The sequence below is a fragment of the Spirosoma oryzicola genome, from assembly GCF_021233055.1.
Taxonomy (GTDB): domain Bacteria; phylum Bacteroidota; class Bacteroidia; order Cytophagales; family Spirosomataceae; genus Spirosoma; species Spirosoma oryzicola.
Genome location: NZ_CP089538.1, coordinates 3,375,287 through 3,394,107 on the forward strand (window position 1 = coordinate 3,375,287; position 18,821 = coordinate 3,394,107).

15 protein-coding genes are annotated in these 18,821 nt (G+C 50.7%); 9 read left to right on the plus strand and 6 right to left on the minus strand.

Annotated features, from left to right (window positions below):
* Positions 1-34: 34 nt before the first annotated feature.
* Entirely contained in the window at positions 35-1,330 is a 1,296-nt protein-coding gene (locus tag LQ777_RS14345; protein ID WP_232558616.1) for a hypothetical protein, read from the plus strand.
* A complete protein-coding gene (locus LQ777_RS14350) occupies positions 1,320-2,852 on the plus strand; it encodes an MBOAT family O-acyltransferase (RefSeq protein WP_232558617.1) in 1,533 nt (510 codons plus the stop codon). The genes LQ777_RS14345 and LQ777_RS14350 overlap by 11 nt, the downstream gene beginning before the upstream one ends.
* A gap of 84 nt (positions 2,853-2,936) precedes the next feature.
* Here LQ777_RS14350 and LQ777_RS14355 read toward each other — a convergent pair whose 3' ends face one another.
* From LQ777_RS14355 to LQ777_RS14370, 4 genes are all read right to left on the minus strand, one after another.
* Entirely contained in the window at positions 2,937-4,649 is a 1,713-nt protein-coding gene (locus LQ777_RS14355; protein WP_232558618.1) for a GMC oxidoreductase, read from the minus strand.
* 75 nt (positions 4,650-4,724) lie between these two features.
* Entirely contained in the window at positions 4,725-5,246 is a 522-nt protein-coding gene (locus LQ777_RS14360; protein ID WP_232562854.1) for a gluconate 2-dehydrogenase subunit 3 family protein, read from the minus strand.
* A gap of 180 nt (positions 5,247-5,426) precedes the next feature.
* Positions 5,427-6,083, minus strand: a complete 657-nt coding sequence (locus tag LQ777_RS14365) for a DUF4142 domain-containing protein (RefSeq protein WP_232558619.1) — start codon at positions 6,081-6,083, stop codon at positions 5,427-5,429.
* Between the two features lie 245 nt (positions 6,084-6,328).
* Positions 6,329-7,885 carry a serine hydrolase gene (locus LQ777_RS14370; RefSeq protein ID WP_232558620.1) on the minus strand — a complete coding sequence of 519 codons (1,557 nt, stop codon included), beginning with the start codon at positions 7,883-7,885 and terminating at the stop codon, positions 6,329-6,331.
* A gap of 202 nt (positions 7,886-8,087) precedes the next feature.
* On the opposite strand from LQ777_RS14370, the gene LQ777_RS14375 reads away from it, so the two are divergent.
* The 7 genes from LQ777_RS14375 (at position 8,088) to LQ777_RS14405 (ending at position 17,121) form a co-directional block, all read left to right on the plus strand.
* The gene (locus LQ777_RS14375; RefSeq protein ID WP_425276906.1) at positions 8,088-9,575 is read left to right on the plus strand and encodes a M28 family peptidase; all 1,488 of its coding nucleotides are present in this window, start codon (positions 8,088-8,090) and stop codon (positions 9,573-9,575) included.
* A 316-nt stretch (positions 9,576-9,891) separates the two neighbouring features.
* Complete coding sequence (locus tag LQ777_RS14380) at positions 9,892-11,064, plus strand: serine hydrolase domain-containing protein (protein ID WP_232558622.1); 1,173 nt, start codon at positions 9,892-9,894, stop codon at positions 11,062-11,064.
* A 180-nt stretch (positions 11,065-11,244) separates the two neighbouring features.
* Positions 11,245-13,920: an MGH1-like glycoside hydrolase domain-containing protein gene (locus tag LQ777_RS14385; protein ID WP_232558623.1), complete on the plus strand. Its 2,676-nt coding sequence runs from the start codon at positions 11,245-11,247 to the stop codon at positions 13,918-13,920.
* A gap of 131 nt (positions 13,921-14,051) precedes the next feature.
* Positions 14,052-14,612 (plus strand): GNAT family N-acetyltransferase, encoded by a 561-nt coding sequence (locus tag LQ777_RS14390; RefSeq protein ID WP_232558624.1) that lies wholly within the window; start codon positions 14,052-14,054, stop codon positions 14,610-14,612.
* Between the two features lie 140 nt (positions 14,613-14,752).
* Entirely contained in the window at positions 14,753-15,301 is a 549-nt protein-coding gene (locus LQ777_RS14395; protein WP_232558625.1) for an L-threonylcarbamoyladenylate synthase, read from the plus strand.
* An 87-nt stretch (positions 15,302-15,388) separates the two neighbouring features.
* Positions 15,389-16,906: a CCA tRNA nucleotidyltransferase gene (locus LQ777_RS14400; RefSeq protein ID WP_232558626.1), complete on the plus strand. Its 1,518-nt coding sequence runs from the start codon at positions 15,389-15,391 to the stop codon at positions 16,904-16,906.
* Positions 16,907-16,914: 8 nt separating this feature from the next.
* On the plus strand, positions 16,915-17,121 hold the full coding sequence (locus LQ777_RS14405; protein ID WP_232558627.1) for a hypothetical protein: 207 nt from the start codon (positions 16,915-16,917) through the stop codon (positions 17,119-17,121).
* Positions 17,122-17,172: 51 nt separating this feature from the next.
* On the opposite strand, the gene LQ777_RS14410 is transcribed toward LQ777_RS14405, so the two are convergent.
* Entirely contained in the window at positions 17,173-17,988 is an 816-nt protein-coding gene (locus tag LQ777_RS14410) for a M23 family metallopeptidase (RefSeq protein ID WP_425276907.1), read from the minus strand.
* A 161-nt stretch (positions 17,989-18,149) separates the two neighbouring features.
* Positions 18,150-18,821 carry a type IX secretion system protein PorG gene (gene porG, locus LQ777_RS14415; RefSeq protein WP_232558628.1) on the minus strand — a complete coding sequence of 224 codons (672 nt, stop codon included), beginning with the start codon at positions 18,819-18,821 and terminating at the stop codon, positions 18,150-18,152.

An 18,821-nucleotide genomic window follows, 5' to 3' on the forward strand; every position in this document is an offset into this window, starting at 1 on the left:
TTCGGGCTGAAACTCATAAACTAGATGTCAGTTTATGACTATTGTTTATATCAAAGCAGCGGTTTCGGTTGCTTTAGGACTTTTCCTGATTGGACTGCTGTGGCAACGAACCGCAGTCGTCAATAAACTACAACGTTCTGGCGTATGGGTCCTCGACGGTTGCTGGGTAGCTTTCCGATTGATTCCATTCATCGTTACCTATATCGTCCTCGGCTATCAACCCCAGTCGGATGTAGCTACGTTTTATTATCCCATTGGCATGTCGGCCTTACAGGGTGGGGTTCCCTACCGCGATGTATACAGTTGCTATTCGCCGTTGTTCGGGTACTGGCTTGCGCCGTTCCTGAGCCTGTGGAGCGATATGCGTATGGTGGTCCTTGCCATGATGATCGTTGAAGGACTGGCCGTTCGGCTGACGTTTCACTACTATCAGACGCAGGAGTCGCTCGGCGAACGACTGTTCCGAGGTGTGTTTTATTATATCCTACCTCTGCCCCTCGTCATGTGCGTGTTCAGCGGACAGGAAGACGTTATTCTCTGGCTGTTTGCCCTACTGGCTATTCCGCTGATGCAATCAAGACCTTATGCCGCCGGGCTGGTACTTGGTCTGGGAATGCTGGCAACCAAAGCCGTTTTTATCCTGCTGCTTATTCCAGTCTGGCTGCTCAGTCTGCGTAATCTGCGGTTTGTATCGTGGTTCACAGCAGGCTTATTGACTGTCGGCATTCCTGCTATACTTTTTCTTTATTTCAAAGCGGGCCTACCCCTATTCATTGAGCAGCAATCGCACGAAGGCGATTTCCTAAAAGCACCCAACTGGCGTTCGATTTCAAATCCCTTCCTGACCGAAGGACTCCGCTCGGCAAATGACCTGTGGAAATGGGGCGGTTTATTGATTACGCTTCTGATCATGCTCGTTGGGGTATGGCGAATTTACTCGTCCCGCAAAAACTGGCGGTATCAGGATTATCTACCATTTCTGTACATCCTGACCTACAGTGTCATGAGCATTGTCCAGCAAAATGCGATCAGCAACTACGCGTATCTGTTTATGTTGCCGCTCGTTTTCACCATGACCAATTTCCGACGGACCTGGTTTTGCGTTGGGCTAATCGGGTTCAACATTCTGGCGGCTATCCATCCGTCGCTGTGGTGGCGGCTTGGTATGCCCTACTACAACCGGTTGACGGCCCTGGTAACCCCAGTTGCCGCGCTGGAATATTCGATTGAACTGCTCATATTTACTGGATTTATCTACTACGCCATTCGGGCAATGAACGCGCTGCGCCGACCCAAGTCGGTTGCGCAGGCAGAACCATATGCTGTTTAATTCGCTTCAGTTTTTACTGTTTTTTATTGTTGTAACACTCGCTTACTTTAGTCTGAAGTGGCAGGGGCGCTGGATACTGCTGCTGCTGGCGAGTTTTTACTTCTACATGGTGTTTAAGCCAGCGTACGTGCTGATCTTATTCGCAACTATTGTTATTGACTACATTGCGGGGATCTGGCTCGAAAAAACGCACGGCAAAGCCCGTAAGTGGCTGCTCGTTGTGTCGTTGGTCACGAACATTGGCATTCTTGCTTTTTTTAAATACCTCGGCTTTTTTACCGAGAATATTTCCTGGCTGTTCGAGCATCTACATATGCCAGAAGCAGCTGACCGGGCTTTCAACCTGGGCAATCGACTTTTCGTGAGAGTGCTTCGTTTCTTTGGCGAAACAGGCATTACGTCGTTCAAAAACAACATGAGCATTCTTCCGGTTGGGCTCTCGTTCCATACGTTTCAAGCGATGAGCTATACCATCGAGGTGTATCGGGGTAATCAGAAAGCAGAACGGCACTTCGGAATATACGCTCTCTATGTCATGTTTTATCCGCAGTTGGTAGCCGGACCGATTGAACGACCGCAAAACGTGCTCTGGCAGTTTCACAAGCAATTCTCTTACGACGCGGAAAACGTAAAAGCCGGTTTGATGCAAATGGCGTTCGGCTTTTTTAAGAAAGTAGTGATTGCCGACCGCTTAGCGATGCTTGTTGATCATGCTTACGGCGATCCGTCGGCGCATAACGGACTGACGTTACTGGCCGCAACGTTTTTTTATACCATCCAGATATACTGCGACTTTTCGGGCTATTCCGATATTGCCATCGGGGCCGCGCGCGTGATGGGCTTTACGCTCATGGAAAACTTTCGGACGCCGTACATCGCCCAGTCCGTTTCGGAATTCTGGCGACGGTGGCACATTTCGCTATCGACCTGGTTTCGCGATTACCTGTATATTCCGCTTGGTGGCAACCGCAAAGGTGAGTTCCGGCAGTACCTGAACATGATGATCGTTTTTCTGGCGAGCGGTCTGTGGCACGGCCCTAACTGGACTTACGTGATCTGGGGTGGGCTGAACGGCTTTTATCAGATTCTGGCCGTTCTACGGGATAAATTGCTAGCTCGGCTCGGCTTCTCGTCAACGCCACCCCGAATGATCACCTCCCCCGCCAGTGAGCGCCAATCGGATCGATCACCTGTACGGGTCGTCGTCAACGTGCTGATCACCTTCGTACTGATTATGCTGACATGGGTGTTTTTCCGCGCCCGAAGCGTGGGTGACGCGTTTCTGGTTCTACAACGGATTACAACCCTATCGCCCAGCGATCACATCGACAGCCCTATGAATGCCACCGAAATGTGGTTTAGCCTGTTCCTGATTGCGTTCCTCCTCATCAAAGAGTATTACTACCTTTACATTCCGACACGCAACACCGTCCGGTTCGCAGTGCTGTTTGTCCTGATTACGTTTGTGACGTACTTCTTTGGTGTCTTCTCGTCCAATCAGTTTATTTACTTCCAGTTCTAAAAAAATTGTGGGGTATTGGTGGTGTCGGGTTCTCAAACCCGACACCACCAATACCCCACAATTTTTACACGTTAACGACTCGTTCTACACTAAGCCTTTTTTCATGGCTTTCACTGCATAATCGACCGAACGGGCGCTCATGGCCATGTAGGTTAGCGATGGGTTTTGCGTCGAGGTTGAGGTCATACTCGAACCATCGGTTACAAACACATTCTTAACGGCGTGGAGCTGATTCCACTTGTTGAGCATCGACGTTTTAGGATCTTTACCCATCCGAACGCCACCCATTTCGTGGATATCCAGTCCTGGATTCCGGCGGTCGTCGCGCACCCGGATATTGGTAAAACCAGCCGCCGTAAACATTTCGGTCATCTGCTCCTGATAATCTTTGACCATTTTGTCATCGTTATCATCGTAAGCAATCGAGATTTTTAGCTGCGGAATACCAAACGGATCTTTTTGATTGGCGTCGAGCGCAACGTAGTTCGTTTCTTTCGGAATCGTTTCGCCCATCATGTGCGAACCCACGGACCAACCACCTAATTCGGGATTGAGCAGACTTTGCTTTAAGTCGGCTCCAATACCATCCTGGTTTGAGCGCGAAACACGATTGGCAGAGAACCCAGCCGCGTAACCCCGCAGAAAGTCGGTCTCCTGCTTGTAGACGTTACGGAAACGCGGAATATACGGACCGTTTGGACGACGGCCATCGGTGGTCGAATCGAGGTTGCCGTCATATTGCGCTGAAATACCGGCCCGGTAGTTGTGGAAAGCAACGTATTTACCCAGTACACCGCTGTCGTTACCTAATCCGTTCGGAAAACGATGCGAGGTTGAGTTCAGCAGAACCAGGTTTGAGTTCAACGCTGCCGCATTCAGGAAAATAATGTGGGCATAAAACTCCTGCATCTGCTTCGTGTTGGCATCAATGATCCGAACGCCAGTTGCCCGCCCCTTCTGCTCATCGTAAATAATCGAGTGAACGACCGAGTCTGGACGCAGGGTCATTTTACCGGTTCTGGCAGCCCAGGGGATCGTTGATGAATTGCTGCTGAAATATCCACCAAACGGACAGCCACGCTCACAAATGGTCCGGTGCTGACACTGTGCCCGACCTTGTTGCAAATGAATCGGCTGAGGCTTGGTAATATGGGCCGCCCGACCCATAATTACGTGACGATCTTTGTAACGACCTGCTACTTTCTGCTGGAAATGCTTTTCTACACAGTTCCATTCGTGGGGCGGCAGAAACTCGCCATCGGGTAGCGTAGCGAGCCCGTCTTTATTACCGGTAATCCCCGCAAAGCGTTCGACATAGCTGTACCAGGGAGCCAGATCGGCGTAACGAATGGGCCAGTCAACCGCAAAACCGTCACGAGCCGGACCTTCAAAATCGAAGTCGCTCCACCGTTGCGTTTGCCGCGCCCACATCAGCGATTTTCCCCCTACCTGATAGCCCCGAATCCAGTCGAACGGCTTCTCCTGAATGTACGGGTGTTCGGCGTCTTTCACGAAAAACTGCTGCGTCCCTTCGTAAAAAGCATAGCACTTGCTAATGATCGGATTGGCATCCTTTACTTCTTTGGTTAGCTGCCCCCGGTGTTCAAACTCCCAGGGCTGCGTCATGGTCGTTGGGTAATCGGTCACGTGCCGAACATCCCGACCCCGTTCCAGAACAAGCGTACGAAGCCCTTTACCGGTAAGTTCTTTAGCGGCCCAGCCCCCACTGATACCCGACCCAATTACGATCGCGTCGTAGGTGTTCTGTGCTTTAGCGTCAATATTCAGATTTGCCATGTTGAAAGTATGCTGATGGAACAGACTTACGGTTCAGCTAGCTACGTCCGTACAGTCAGTACCACAAACGACGGATTATTTAGTCGGAGTTTGTGAAATCGCCTTGGTTGGTACAGGAACACAGCCGTAATAGTGGCCGGGGATAAACTGGTAGTGAGTCAGGTTGGTCATAACATACTCCGAGTTCAAGTATCCCCGAATGGTCATGCCTTTCACCATCGAATAGAAGTCTTTCTGCGCGGGTAGCGTGGATTGCGAAAACTGGGTCAGCAGCGCCGTACGCTGCGTTGCATCGCCCTCCCGAAACGGTTTACCGAATGTTTTCTGCGCTTGTTCGTCTATCGCCGTCAACCCATTCAGGAACGTTTCCTGCGCGGGCTTATCGTAGCAATCAGCTACAATCTTTTGGATAAACTGATGCACATTCAGGGCTTTGGCGCCTGGGGTATCGGTAACCGGGATGATGGTTTCGACAATCTGGGCGAGTAAGTCGTCTTGACTGGACGAAAGAAATTTGCTGGTTAACTGAACAGTTTCGGAGGTCCAGCTATTGGCCCAGGCTGGCAGGCTGATGAGAGCCCCGGCGGCCATCGCCATTGATTTAAGCGCACTACGTCTTTCCACAGCAGGTTGTTATCGGTTCAATTTACTCTTCCAAAGATACAAAATCTAGTAGACTAAAGCGGTACAACAACCTCGTAAAACACAAAAAACCGGGCAACAAATTTTGTTGCCCGGCCTCTTTACCGAGTATTTATACGGAATAGAGCCGCTTGTTTACTTCGATCCCATACCGCTGCTACCAGCCATCTTATTAAGCACTTCTTTCGACACTTTCAGGTGCGTTTTAACCAGTGGGTGAGCCGCTTTTGCAACATCCTTCAACGCTGGGTCCGACGCATTCGATTTAACCATCGACATCACTTTATCCAGCTTTTCGTGACCGTTCACACCGCTCTCCTGTACATACATCCGGTCTAGCTCCATGCCCGACATGCCTTGCATTTTAGACACCATCGCCTGCGTTTCGGCATCGGGTTCCGACGGTAACGTTACGCCTTTCGCACTGGCAATTTCCTTTAGCTTGGCCGACAGTCCGGTTTGTTCGTCAACCTCAGCCTGCGCTAGTTCGCGCACTTCGTTGTTGCTTGTTTTTTGCAGGGCGGCTTTGCTTACTTCCAGTTGCATCATACCCCCTTTGGCAACCTGCATCATCAGATCCTGATCGGCACTAGATAATTTGGCGTTACCCGCACTGATGGCGCTTACAGCCGCGGCTCCTTTTTTGTTCTGACGATCGAACTCCGACTTACTTTCTTTACCGACCATGTTGGTCGATCCGGTGTTCGTCATACCACTGTTTTGCTGAGCCAGCGAGAGACTTGTCACTGACAAAACCGTCAGGAATCCAAGAGCGAGTGATTTAGTTTTCATAGCGTTATTGAGTTGAAAAAAATATTAATTACCCACCCCTAACGGATTGAATAAATCTACTGTTTATAAAAAACTCTAAAATCTATAGAGTATTTTGAGATAAGCCCCGTAGCCTCATAAACGCGACCAAGATTGAACAAAATAGGCCTTAAAACGGCCAAAACGCACTATTTACCGAAGCGACGAATAACGCGTTTCAGCTATCGACCGATCAACAACGCCTTCAGTCACCAATATGATTCTGGTCACTTGCCGCCAGCCAGTCCCTTGCCAGATACATCGGGCTGTTTTTCCAGTTCGGCACCATTCCAATTTAAGCGAGCCACTCGTCCCTGGCTGTTCAGTATAAAGCTGACGGGATCATGCCCATTCCAGAATTGGTCATAAGCTAACCGGAAAGTATCAAAATGCCAGTGAGCGAGCGTTCCCGTCATTGCGTTATTTATCGAAATATGAAGCTTACTATCCTTTATCGTTACGGTTGCGTTTCCATACAGTGGACTATTGTAGCTCCCCACATAAGCCGTCAGCGGAAGTGACGGATTTGTGTTGCGAACCCGCGTGCTATCGGCTTTCCGCTCGGCAGCTTTTGCCCGTTGCCGGATACCGCCGTAGAGTTGTCGAAACTCAGTGCTCCAGTCGTGGGATACCCCTAGCGCAAACTCGTCGAAAGCCCGGTACATAATTGCATGACGCAGTTCGGTATGATCAAGGTTTCCCTGCACGTATACAGCTAGCTTATGATCGGGCAATTGCGCGTGAATAGCGATCATACCAGTCAGGCTACCCGTATGAAGATTAATTCGATGTCCTCGGTAATCGTGTTGAAACCAGCCCAAACCGTAGGTTTTCCAAACCGGTTTTGTCAGTTGTTGAGTCGGATAAAACTGGCTGTCGGTCACCAACGTTTGTGGTTTCAATAACTCGGCCCAGGTCGCTGGTTTCAACAGCGTTTTTCCCCCATACCGGCCACTATCCAGCATACACTGCATCCAGGCGGCTATATCATCCGGACACGTCCACGCCGAACCCGCTGGCCCAATGGCATCGACTAATTCCTCTTCCGTCCGGCTATCTACCAATCGAATGGTATCATTGATCTGAATGTGCGGCCTGGCCCGGTTCGCATCGGTTACCTGCCGGACCAGAGCCTGTGTACGGCGCATGTTGAGTGGTTCGAAAATTCGCTTGTGGATAAAGGTTTCCCATGGCATGCCACTTACTTTTTCCACCACTTTTCCGGCAGCCAGATACATGATGTTCTGGTAAATAAAACCCGACCGGAATGAATACACGGGTTTAACAAAGCGCATTCGGTGTAGAATTTCGTCGGACGGAATCTGCATGGCTGTCCACAGATAATCCGCATTACCGACGCCCGTGTTGTGAATGAGCAGATCGCGCACCCGCAGTTCACGGGTTACTGCCGGATCGTACAGTTGAAAATCCGGCAGGTAATTGATGACCGGATCGTCCCAGCGAAGTTTACCTTCGTCAACCAACATACCCAGACAGGCAGCTGTCATAGCTTTAGTAGTCGAAGCCATCGCGAAAAGCGTTTCTGTATTTATCGGCTCGGTTTTACCTGCTTCGCGAACACCATACCCTTTCTTAAACAAAACCCGACCGTCTTTGACAACCGTCACAGTGAGCCCAGGCACCTGCCAGTCGCGAACGGCCTGTTGTACGTAGCGATCGAAGCGTCCTGTGGGGTCAACCGAAGCCTTTCTGGACTGAGCAACAAGAGCATGTTGAGGTACGTTTCCGAGAATAACCAATAAAAAAAGGTATAAAGTCCGCATGGCTTATTATTTATTTGGCCAATATACCATTTTGTTGCCTCGCGTAATGAGCAGAGTTACAAGATTTTGTGTCATCTAACCAACTAATCCTATACGGTATCTAGCTTGTACCGACGCACAGGGTATTTTGTCACTGCGTAAATTTGCTTTCACCCAATCATCAACGTATACCGAAACAATGATCTATTTAAACTACAGACGAATGCGGTACTTATTCGCTGGTGTAGCTACGCTCATAGCGCTCTCCGTCCCGATGAGTAGCTTCGCTCAGTCAAAAGCTGGTGCTGTCAAGTCTGCCAATGCTGCGTCGGCCATCAAGGAAAGCGACATCAAACGCGACTTGTTTGCCTTGGCCGGTGATCACTTCAGGGGCCGCGAAGGAGGTTCGCTGGACGAGTTGAAAGCGTCCGTCTGGATTGCGGACCAGCTTCGGGCAATGGGTCTCCAACCCGCTGGTGACGACGGTACTTTTTTCCAGTTCTTTCATATTCAGCGTACCCGCATCACCGAAACCAGCCGGCTGAATATAGGCGCTCATCAGCTCGTACACGGACAGGATGCCTTTATTCTGGCTCCGGCCATTGCCTCCGTCGATGCCCCACTGGTGTTTGTCGGTAAAGGTACACCCGAAGAACTGGCAAAAGTCGATGTAAAAGGCAAAGCCGTAGCGCTGGAATTTTCGGGAACGCCCCCGTCGGAGTTGAGCTACCGCCGGTTTCTGTTCGGTACCATGAGCCGACGGGCCGCCGAACTCGTGAAAGCGGGAGCGCTGGCCGTTATCTGGGTTTCGGATAAAGCTGCTCAATTTTACTTCGACAACTGGACGACTGGTCTCGAACGGGGACGGTACGATCTACCCGGTGGTCCGAATACGCGCGTCTTTTCGCAAGCGCCAACCCTGTGGCTTCCTTCCAGCGCTTTGGAATGGATTAAACAACCCGGCCAGCAGTTTACCAACATCGTGAACGTCGAAAGCTTCAACTATCCGTCGGTCAACATTGTCGCTAAAGTACCCGGAACGGACCCGAAGCTTAAAGATGAATACGTGTTGTTCAGCACCCACCAGGATCACGACGGCGTTCGCCGGGCGATTGCCGGTGACTCGATCTGGAACGGAGCCGACGATAATGCGAGCGGTTGTGTGGCGACGATGGCGATTGGTCGGGCGTTTGCGAAACAGCCCGGCAAGCGGTCGGCGTTGTTTGTTTTTCACGGTGCCGAAGAACGAGGACTGCTCGGCTCTCGCTACTACGTCGAAAAACCAACCGTTCCTAAAGGTTCTATCGTGGCCGTATTAAACGCCGAGATGATTGGCCGCAACGCACCCGATAGTGCCTGTATTCTGGGCCAGCAACCTCCGCATCGCAACTCAACGGATCTGGTCAACGCGGCTCTGGCGGTCAATCAGGCCGATGCGCATTTCAAACTGGATACGCTGTGGGATAAGCCCGAACATCCCGAAGGCTGGTATTTCCGAAGCGATCACCTGCCCTACGCCCGCGCCAACGTACCGGCCATTGCGTTCACAACGCTGCTTCATAAGGACTACCATACACCCAAAGATGAGCCAGACCGCATCAACACGGCGAAAGTAACCCGGATTGCCCGCTGGATTTACCTTACTGGCTGGGATGTCGCCAACCGCCCGCAACGTGTGCGGGTAGACGAAGGGTTTAAGTTAGAGCGCTAAAGCAAGACGTGTGATACTATAAAAGCAGAACGGCGTAACTTAGAAAGTTACGCCGTTCTGCTTTTCCTGCTCACCAGCGAATCAGCATGATCAGTTATGCCGCATGTCTACCATGAACGCCATCAACATTGACGGATCAATGACCGGCTACTCGTCAGTTAAAAAATAAGCTACTCAAGAAAGTGTTGGAGTTGGCAAAGAAGCCGTCGCTTAAATAACGATAAGATGATCAGATCTTCTTTAAATAACCTAATTTGGGACTTCGTTTTTTACCGGAACGGTATTACAGACAATCACTCACTTTAGTTGACGCGCGATGCTGCTTTTTTACCGGAAACTTATCCTATATACGTTGACGCTGGCTACTTTGTCGGCCTGCCATCGACAACCTTCCTCATCAACGATCTATTTCCCAGCCAAAGGCAACAACTGGACCCACGTTTCCCCTGAGAAAGCGGGTATGGACCCAACGTTGCTGAATGAGGCTGTCGCATTCGCCAAGACGCAGGAAACCACGCAGATGACGCCCAACTTCTCAACGCAGGAAGAAATTTTCGGTAAGCTACTCGGCCCAATGCCCAGCAGCCGGGCGGCTACGAATGGGATTGTACTGCGGCACGGCTACATCGTGGCCGAATGGGGCGACACGCAACGGCCCGATCCGACCTATAGCGTAGCCAAAAGCGTTTTGTCGACCGTAACGGGTATCACCGTCGAGCGCGGTATGATTCCGAATGTGCATGACCCAGTCGCTACGCTTATTCGCGATGGCGGCTACGATTCGGATCAAAACAAAGCGATCACCTGGGAGCATCACCTACAACAAACCAGCGAATGGGAAGGCAGCCTGTGGGGTAAAAACAGTGATTTTGTCGGAAAAGAAGCGTTTGGAAAAGGAGAACGTAAGCCTCGTACGCTCCAGAAACCCGGCTCCTATTATGAGTACAACGACGTACGGATCAATCGACTGGCGTTGTCGCTACTGCGTTTGTGGAAGAAACCTATTCCCGACGTTGTACGCGACGAGATTATGAACCCGATTGGCGCGTCGGACACCTGGCGTTACATCACCTACCCGACTGCTGTCGCCGATGTCGATGGTAAATCAATGCCCTCGGTTAGTGGCGGTACCCGCTGGGGTGGTGGCTTGTGGATCAACACCCGCGACGAAGCCCGGTTTGGTTATCTCTTTTTACGGCAGGGTCGTTGGGGCAACCGTCAGATCGTTTCGTCTGATTGGGTAAAGCAGGCGACTTCGCCGAGCCCTGTTGGCCCAGATTACGGCTACTTATGGTGGCTCAACACAGGCACCAGCTCGACGGGCAAGAAAGCCTGGCCCGACGCACCGACCACTAGTTTCGCGGCTCTGGGTGCAGGGTCAAACACCATCTGGGTAGATCCTGAGCACGATATTGTCATCGTCTGGCGATGGCACAACGGCAGTCCGAATGAATTGATTAAACGTGTACTAGCCGCCGTTAAAGAATAAATCCGTGCCAATAGGCTTGCTTTTTCGGATGAATCCGTTGCAAGTATATAGTAAAAACATACCGTCTAGTCAACTAGTTAACCAACGGGTATAGTTCTTAGTTGTCTTTAATGTAGTGACACAGTTTAGCACTATTTTTGACTCCATCAAACTACCAGATCTCACCTACCGTACAGCACAATGCCAACAGCAGAACGCGAACGAATTTACGAACGAGCCGATAACAAAGGCTGGAAAAAGTGGGGACCTTATCTTTCCGAACGGGCCTGGGGAAGCGTCCGCGAAGATTATAGCCCTTACGGTGACGCATGGAACTACGTCACGCACGACATGGCACGATCCCGCGCTTACCGATGGGGAGAAGAAGGGATCGGTGGCTTTTCGGATAACAAAGGCCATATCTGCTTCTCACTTGCCTTCTGGAATCACAAAGATAACATCATCAAAGAAAGACTCTTTGGCCTGTCGGGACCGGAGGGGAACCATGGTGAGGACGTAAAGGAGCTGTATTATTATCTGGATAGTACGCCCACGCACTCATACATGAAAATGCTGTACAAGTATCCGCAGCAGGAATTTCCGTATAACCGTCTCGTTATCGAAACATCGCGCCGGGGAAGGCACGACCCGGAGTTCGAATTGCTGGACACCGGGATTTTCGACCGGGATGAGTACTTCGATATCTTTATTGAATACGCCAAAGCCGATCAGAACGACTGGCTTGTGACCGTAACCGCACATAACCGTTCGGCGCAGACGGCCCCGCTTACGCTGCTACCCACGATATGGTTTCGGAATACCTGGGCCTGGGGCTATGAGCAGTACAATGCTCGGCCAATGCTCAACGGCATTGGCAATAAACAGATTGAGGTCAATCATAAGCAGCTAGGGAAGTATAAACTCTACTGCGAGGACGCCGACGCTTTGCTGTTTTGCGACAATGACACGAATACCGACCGGCTCTATGGCCGGCCGAACGTGGCGAAGTACCCAAAAGATGCCATCAACAACTTCATTGTCTCCGGCGGTAAGAAGAGCTTCATCAATCCGAATCAGATTGGCACCAAAGCGTCGGCGCAATACACCCGGCAGATTCCGGCAGGTGGTAGCGTTACCATACGCTTACGATTCAGTGACCAAACGCTTCTCAGCCAGCCTTTCGGCGATTTCGACGAAATATGGAACAAACGGCTGCAAGAAGCTGATGCTTTTTACGGTGAGTTACAAAAAAACGTAACCGATCCCGAACTGCTGTCTATTCAGCGGCAAGCCTACGCGGGTATGCTCTGGAATAAGCAGTTCTATTACTACAACGTCAACGAGTGGCTCAAAGGGGACCCAAAAATGCCTGTTCCTTTTCAGGGGCGCGTCTACGCGCGCAACGAAGGCTGGCGGCATATGTACACGGCCAACATCCTGTCGATGCCCGACAAATGGGAATACCCGTGGTTTGCCGCCTGGGATCTGGCGTTCCATACCCTGACGCTGGCCCGACTTGATCCGCATTTTGCCAAGCGACAACTGGCCGTTATTCTGCGGGAGTATTACATGCACCCGAACGGTCAGATTCCGGCTTACGAATGGAATTTTGGGGACGTAAACCCACCTGTCCACGCCTGGGCAACCTGGAAAGTATACGAAATCGACCGCGACCTCAATGGTGTGGGCGATGTGGGTTTTCTGGAACGGGTTTTCCATAAACTTCTGCTCAATTTTACGTGGTGGGTCAACCGGAAAGACGTAGCAGGAAACAACATCTTCGGTGGTGGCTTCCTCGGGCTGGATAACATTGGGGTATTCGACCGCTCACAACCGCTACCGATGGGCGGTCGCATCGAGCAGGCTGACGGTACTGGCTGGATGGCAATGTATACGCTTAATATGCTGCGGATTGCCTGCGAAATTTCCTTGACTCGTCCTTCCTATCAGGACATGGCCAGTAAGTTTTTCGAGCACTTCCTGCACATTGCCTCAGCGATGAACAACCTGGGCAAGCAAAATATAAGCCTGTGGGATGAAGTCGATCAGTTCTATTACGACGTGCTGCACACGCCTGACCAGAATGCCCGACTGCTTAAAATCCGCTCGATGGTCGGCTTGATTCCTTTGTTTGCCGTTGAGATTCTGGATGAAGAATTACTGTCTAAACTGCCTGATTTCAAACGGCGTGTCGAATGGGTCTTGACGAACCGACCTGATCTGGCGTCGCTTATTTCACGTTGGCACGAGCCGGGCAAAGGCGAAACGCACCTGCTGAGTTTGCTGCGAGGACACCGGATGAAAATGATTCTCAAACGGATGTTCGATGAAACTGAGTTTTTATCCGACTACGGTATCCGTGCCCTCTCGAAGTATCACGAACAAACTCCTTATCAGTTTGAGTTGAACAGCGAGATATTCCAGGTACGCTACGTTCCGGCTGAGTCTGAAATGAGTATGTTCGGCGGTAATTCCAACTGGCGGGGACCAATATGGTTTCCGGTGAATTTTCTGCTGGTCGATGCGTTGCTGAAGTTTTATCAGTACTACGGCGATGACTTTGAGATCGAGTACCCAACCAATTCGGGACAGGTCATGAGCATTAAGGAAGCGACCGTACTGCTCACGGAACGGCTGATCAACATTTTCCGTCGGGGTGCAGATGGTCGGGTTCCGGCTTACGGGTATGACGAAAAAATGCAGCACGATAAGAATTTCCAGGGGCTTTACTTATTCTACGAGTATTTCCACGGCGACTTGGGGGCGGGCCTGGGGGCCAACCACCAGACCGGCTGGACGGGGTTGGTAGCTGACCTGATCGAATACTGGTACAAGTATCAACCGGAAAATGCCTTGACGGAAACCATTGATAAATAGCAAATATCCTTAGACAGCCGGGCGAACCCGGCTGTTCTTTGTTTACGGCACACCAATAAATAAGTTCATCGTAGGCATTCAGGGCTATCCTTATCAACTTTGCGGAAAATCGTCATTTGAGTTGCTTGCTTATGTCTCCCCTTATCACCACCCGGTTGGCCTTATTACCCATTGATCTTCCGACTTACGATGCACTTTTTGCGGGCTCAGACAAGCTGAGTCAGCATCTGGGCATTCGTGTTCCGGAGATTCTCAGCGAATTCGGCATGGACGGTTTTGAGTATACTTATACCAAACTGGCAGCGGATCAGAGCGAAGGTCCCTGGTGGCTTTATTTGTTTATTCACCGTGCCGATCAGGCGTTAATTGGTGTTGGCGGTTATAAAGGCAAGCCCGACGAAGCGGGTATGGTCGAGATTGGCTACGAAATCTACCCTCATTACCGGGGGCAAGGTCTGGCGACCGAAACCGCTCAGGGCCTGATCGACTGGGCTTTTGACCAGCCCGCCGTGACCATTGTTCAGGCGCACACCCTTGCCGAGATGAGTCCATCGGTGCGGGTGCTGGAAAAATGCGGCATGACATTTAATGATGCCTTCGACGATCCCAACGATGGCGCGGTATGGCAATGGCAGCTCAAACGATCTTACCGAGATCGGGCATCTATGGCTCTGCGCGCCCATCGTAAGTAACGCAGTAGTTACGGCAACCAACATACTTAAGAAGCATTCTACTCTGCGTAATTACTATGATAATCGTTCGATCCAGGCTTTACAGCAAGTTCATAATGCTACTTTTCTAAACTTGCTGTATTTTTGCGGGTTAATTTACCATGACTACAAGCATCCGCGATATAGCTTACCAACTTCGGCAGAGCCAGCTCATAGCTCTGGCCGACGAAACGGGCTGGTCTGTAGCAGCCGATCCGACCAGCGACACAGCCGTTGCGCAACTGCTCACCCTTCGGCCACTTATTCCCACTGGTTTGCGGCCAACCGTTGTTATCCAGAACACGGATCAGCTGGGGTTATATGTTGCTAAAGTACCGGACATCGCCTATGACCTGGTTGAGTTTGCGGAAAATCCGCTGACGGTCGTGTACGATCAGGGAAAGAACGTGTCAGCCCAGCTTTGGTCAACGGGAGAACCGGCATCATCAGCGGGCGAAATTGCCGTCCGGCGATCATTGAGCGCCGATGTGCAGCGACTTATCGGAAGTTTTGGCCGTGGCTTGTTAACGATTCCGTTCGAGTCGCTAAGACTACCAGCCGAAGCGGAGGCCATTGGTAAGGAGCACTTTGGTACACTACCGGCGATGCCCCGCAAACCACGGATCATGCGGCTTGGTATCAATGGCGAAGTAAGTTTTATTAGAAAGTAGGGTTAGTTTTCAACGTATAGGTTCTCGCAGTTTGCTACTATACCTGGCTGTTTGCAGACCGTATGCCGAAGACTGAATACCAGTATTATGAATTTCAGTGACACGTTACATAAAAATCCGGTCTTTGCCATCGTCGCCCGCGAGGCCGAATTACTCGGCGTTCAGGCGTATGTCATCGGTGGGTTTGTCCGCGATCTGATCCTGCAACGACCGTCAAAAGATATTGACGTCGTTTGCATTGGTAGCGGTATTGCCCTGGCCGAAGCCGTTGGAAGAACCCTAAAAACGAAAGTATCGGTGTTCCCCAACTTTGGTACCGCCATGTTACGGGCCGCTTCTGACGAAGATCGTGATGGTGGCGCCGATTGGGAAGTTGAATTTGTGGGGGCCCGCAAAGAATCGTACCGAAGCGATTCGCGGAAGCCAATTGTCGAAGATGGTACCCTTGAAGACGATCAGAATCGGCGAGACTTTACAATCAACGCGATGGGTATTAGTCTGAACGCCGGCAACTTTGGCGAATTAATTGATCCCTTCGATGGCCTGAAAGACCTCAAGCGCAAGATAATTCGCACACCACTCGATCCGGACATTACGTTTTCCGACGACCCCCTTCGGATGATGCGGGCCATTCGCTTTGCCGCCCAGCTCAATTTTGACATTGAACCCGACACGTTCGATGCCATTGTACGCATGAACGAGCGAATCAGCATTGTGTCGCGTGAGCGAATTACCGACGAATTAAACAAAATTGTTCTGGCATCGACCCCTTCGTACGGCTTCAAATTATTGTACCACGCGGGTTTGCTGGACCGTATTTTCCCTGAACTGGTCGCGCTGAAAGGCGTTGAAACAATCGAAGGAAAGGGTCACAAGGATAATTTTTACCACACGCTCCAGGTTCTCGACAACATCGCTAACCGAACCGACCAATCAGCTACGTTACGGGATAACGAACTTTGGCTTCGTTGGGCAGCTCTCCTGCACGATATCGCCAAACCCGCAACCAAGCGGTTTGATGCCAAAGTCGGCTGGACGTTTCATGGCCACGAAGATATGGGTGCGCGGTGGGTACCGGGTATATTTCGCACGATGAAATTACCGCTTAATGAGCACATGCGTTTTGTGCAAAAACTCGTTCGCCTTCATCTACGCCCCATTGCTCTCACCAAAGAACAAATCACCGACTCGGCCCTACGACGACTTTTGGTTGATGCGGGTAACGACCTCGACGGTTTGATGGCGTTGTGCCGGGCCGATATTACATCGAAAAATTACGAGAAAGTCCAGAAGCACCTACGCAACTTTGACCGGGTTGAGCGCAAACTTCATGATCTTGAAGAGCGGGATAAACTCCGCAATTTTCAGCCGGTTATTACGGGGGAGCTGATCATGGAAGCGTTCAATATCCCCCCATCGAAAGAAGTGGGTGAAATTAAAACGATCATTCGAGAAGCCATCCTGGATGGAATGGTAAAAAACGAACTGGAAGCAGCGTTTCCGCTACTGGTTGAGGAAGGAAATAAGCGCGGGATGAACGTCGTAAAAAAGCTGTCCGAGCTAACTCTCAGTCCCGCAATAACTGAAGATGAAAAACCTGTATAATTGAAAAAATGGAGAACAAAACAAACTTTCGCCGTTTCTTCGGCGCATCGCTTACCATTCTGGGTGTAGTCGTTATTCTTTTCGCCTTGATTGCGTTCCTGTCTGACAACAGACCCGTTCTGGGCCTTTCCGTCTCGAAAGGAGAAGCTGCGGCTCCATTCATTGTCGGTATGATTTTCCTTGTCACCGGTGTGAACCTCGTTCGCGAATCGTAACGGCGCTCGTAGGATAGCGCATCGTGGGAACAGCTTGTATCTGGAGTTACATCACTTCGACAATTTAGCTGTCAGGAGCCACGGGTACGTGTTCAACGGGAGTGGCAGGCCGCTCGGTTGAATCTGAAGGTACATGAGATGCAGGTGCGTCGGCGAACGGGTTTTGTAAGCGTTAAAGCCGGAGCGGCCCATCTCACCCAGTTTTTGACCAGCCTGCACCCATTGCCCAGGCGCTATCTCTACCTTGTTGTTGTGGGCGTAGTAAAACAAGCCGTGTAAGATCGGATCATAGACCCAGATCCAGTTTCCACCCCGATATTCAGAGCCGGGATGCCAATCGGTTTCGACAGCCAACACAAGCCCACTGGTCATTGCCAGAATATCGACTGGCTTTCCGGTTCGGTCATCGACAGTATCCTGATTTCGGTCGACGATGAAAATATCCTGAGCCGGATGGCTTCCACGCACATTGTGGTCGAACAAGTCAAAACCTGTTGCCCGGTAGCCCTCCCCGTGTGTACCGCCAATAGCGCTGGTTGTGTAGCCCCGAATAGGAAACGAAAAGTACGTTCCTGTCCGGCGCAGACTATCGCGCTGTAAGCTATCGGAAGGGATGGTTTCCGAGCTACGGAAACGTTCCTGCAAGCCCTTCATGATGGCGCTAAACTGTTGCCGGGCTGAATCGGGTGTTATACTCTGCTCCCGGATCTTCGTATAAAGCGTCTGGTATTGCTGGCAGTACTTGTAGAGAGTAGGTTCATCTGAATTGCTGGTAACAACTTGCGACGATGCCACGTTAATCCCGCCTACCAGCAAAGCAGCCATCACACCCACTATCCGCATGAACAAAGTAATATCGATCTTCACTAACTCATTTTTCCGTTACGTCCCCAAAAATACGCAAAGTCGGGCTTATGCGTATCGTATCCTTTCACGAACGGGAGAGACTATAACAAAAAAATCTAGCAGCGGCTACTCGTTTGCGCAGAGCGACAAAGTTTCGGCTCGCCAAATCGGTGTTTATCCGCTTACGGGCAGACAATTTTGTAGAACGTATAACTGACTGTTATTGCGGTATAGGTGTAGCTGTCTTTCAAAGCCGTATTACCCTGGGCAATCTTATTTGTTGTTACGCCAAAAGTTCGTTCGCCTAAGCCGTCCAGGTAATCGTTGTTGGTAAACCGCGTACCAAATTCCAGCCCAACGCTCCAGGGGCGCTTTATTTCGTACTTGACGCCTATCCCAAGCGGAAAGTTTAACAGTGCCCGCGCTTTGACAACGGCGTTCGTGTAGCTGTAAAGGCCTATCCCACCAAACACGTAAGGTGTCCAGTTTTTCACTTTAGGTAGCAGCTTATAGTTCAGAAAATTGTATTGCAAATCAACCGTTGCTTCGCTGGTTCTGCTTCTGAATGAATAATTACGTGCCTGCTGAAACGGATCATTACTGTAATGATCTTCGGCCTGATAGCCACCGACTGCTAGTCCGGCCCGTATTGAAAACGAGCGCGTCGCATTATAACGGAAAAACATGTTAGCCGCTGGCCGGTAAAAGCGTGGATTCAGCCGCGTTGATACGTCGCCTTTGTAAAGCATACCACCCAGCCCTCCGCCAATTTCAATTTTTTGGGCCTGCGCACTAAAACTGATAAAAAGCCCGACTATAAACAGCCGGGCTATAATGATGTGTTGTTTGCTCAC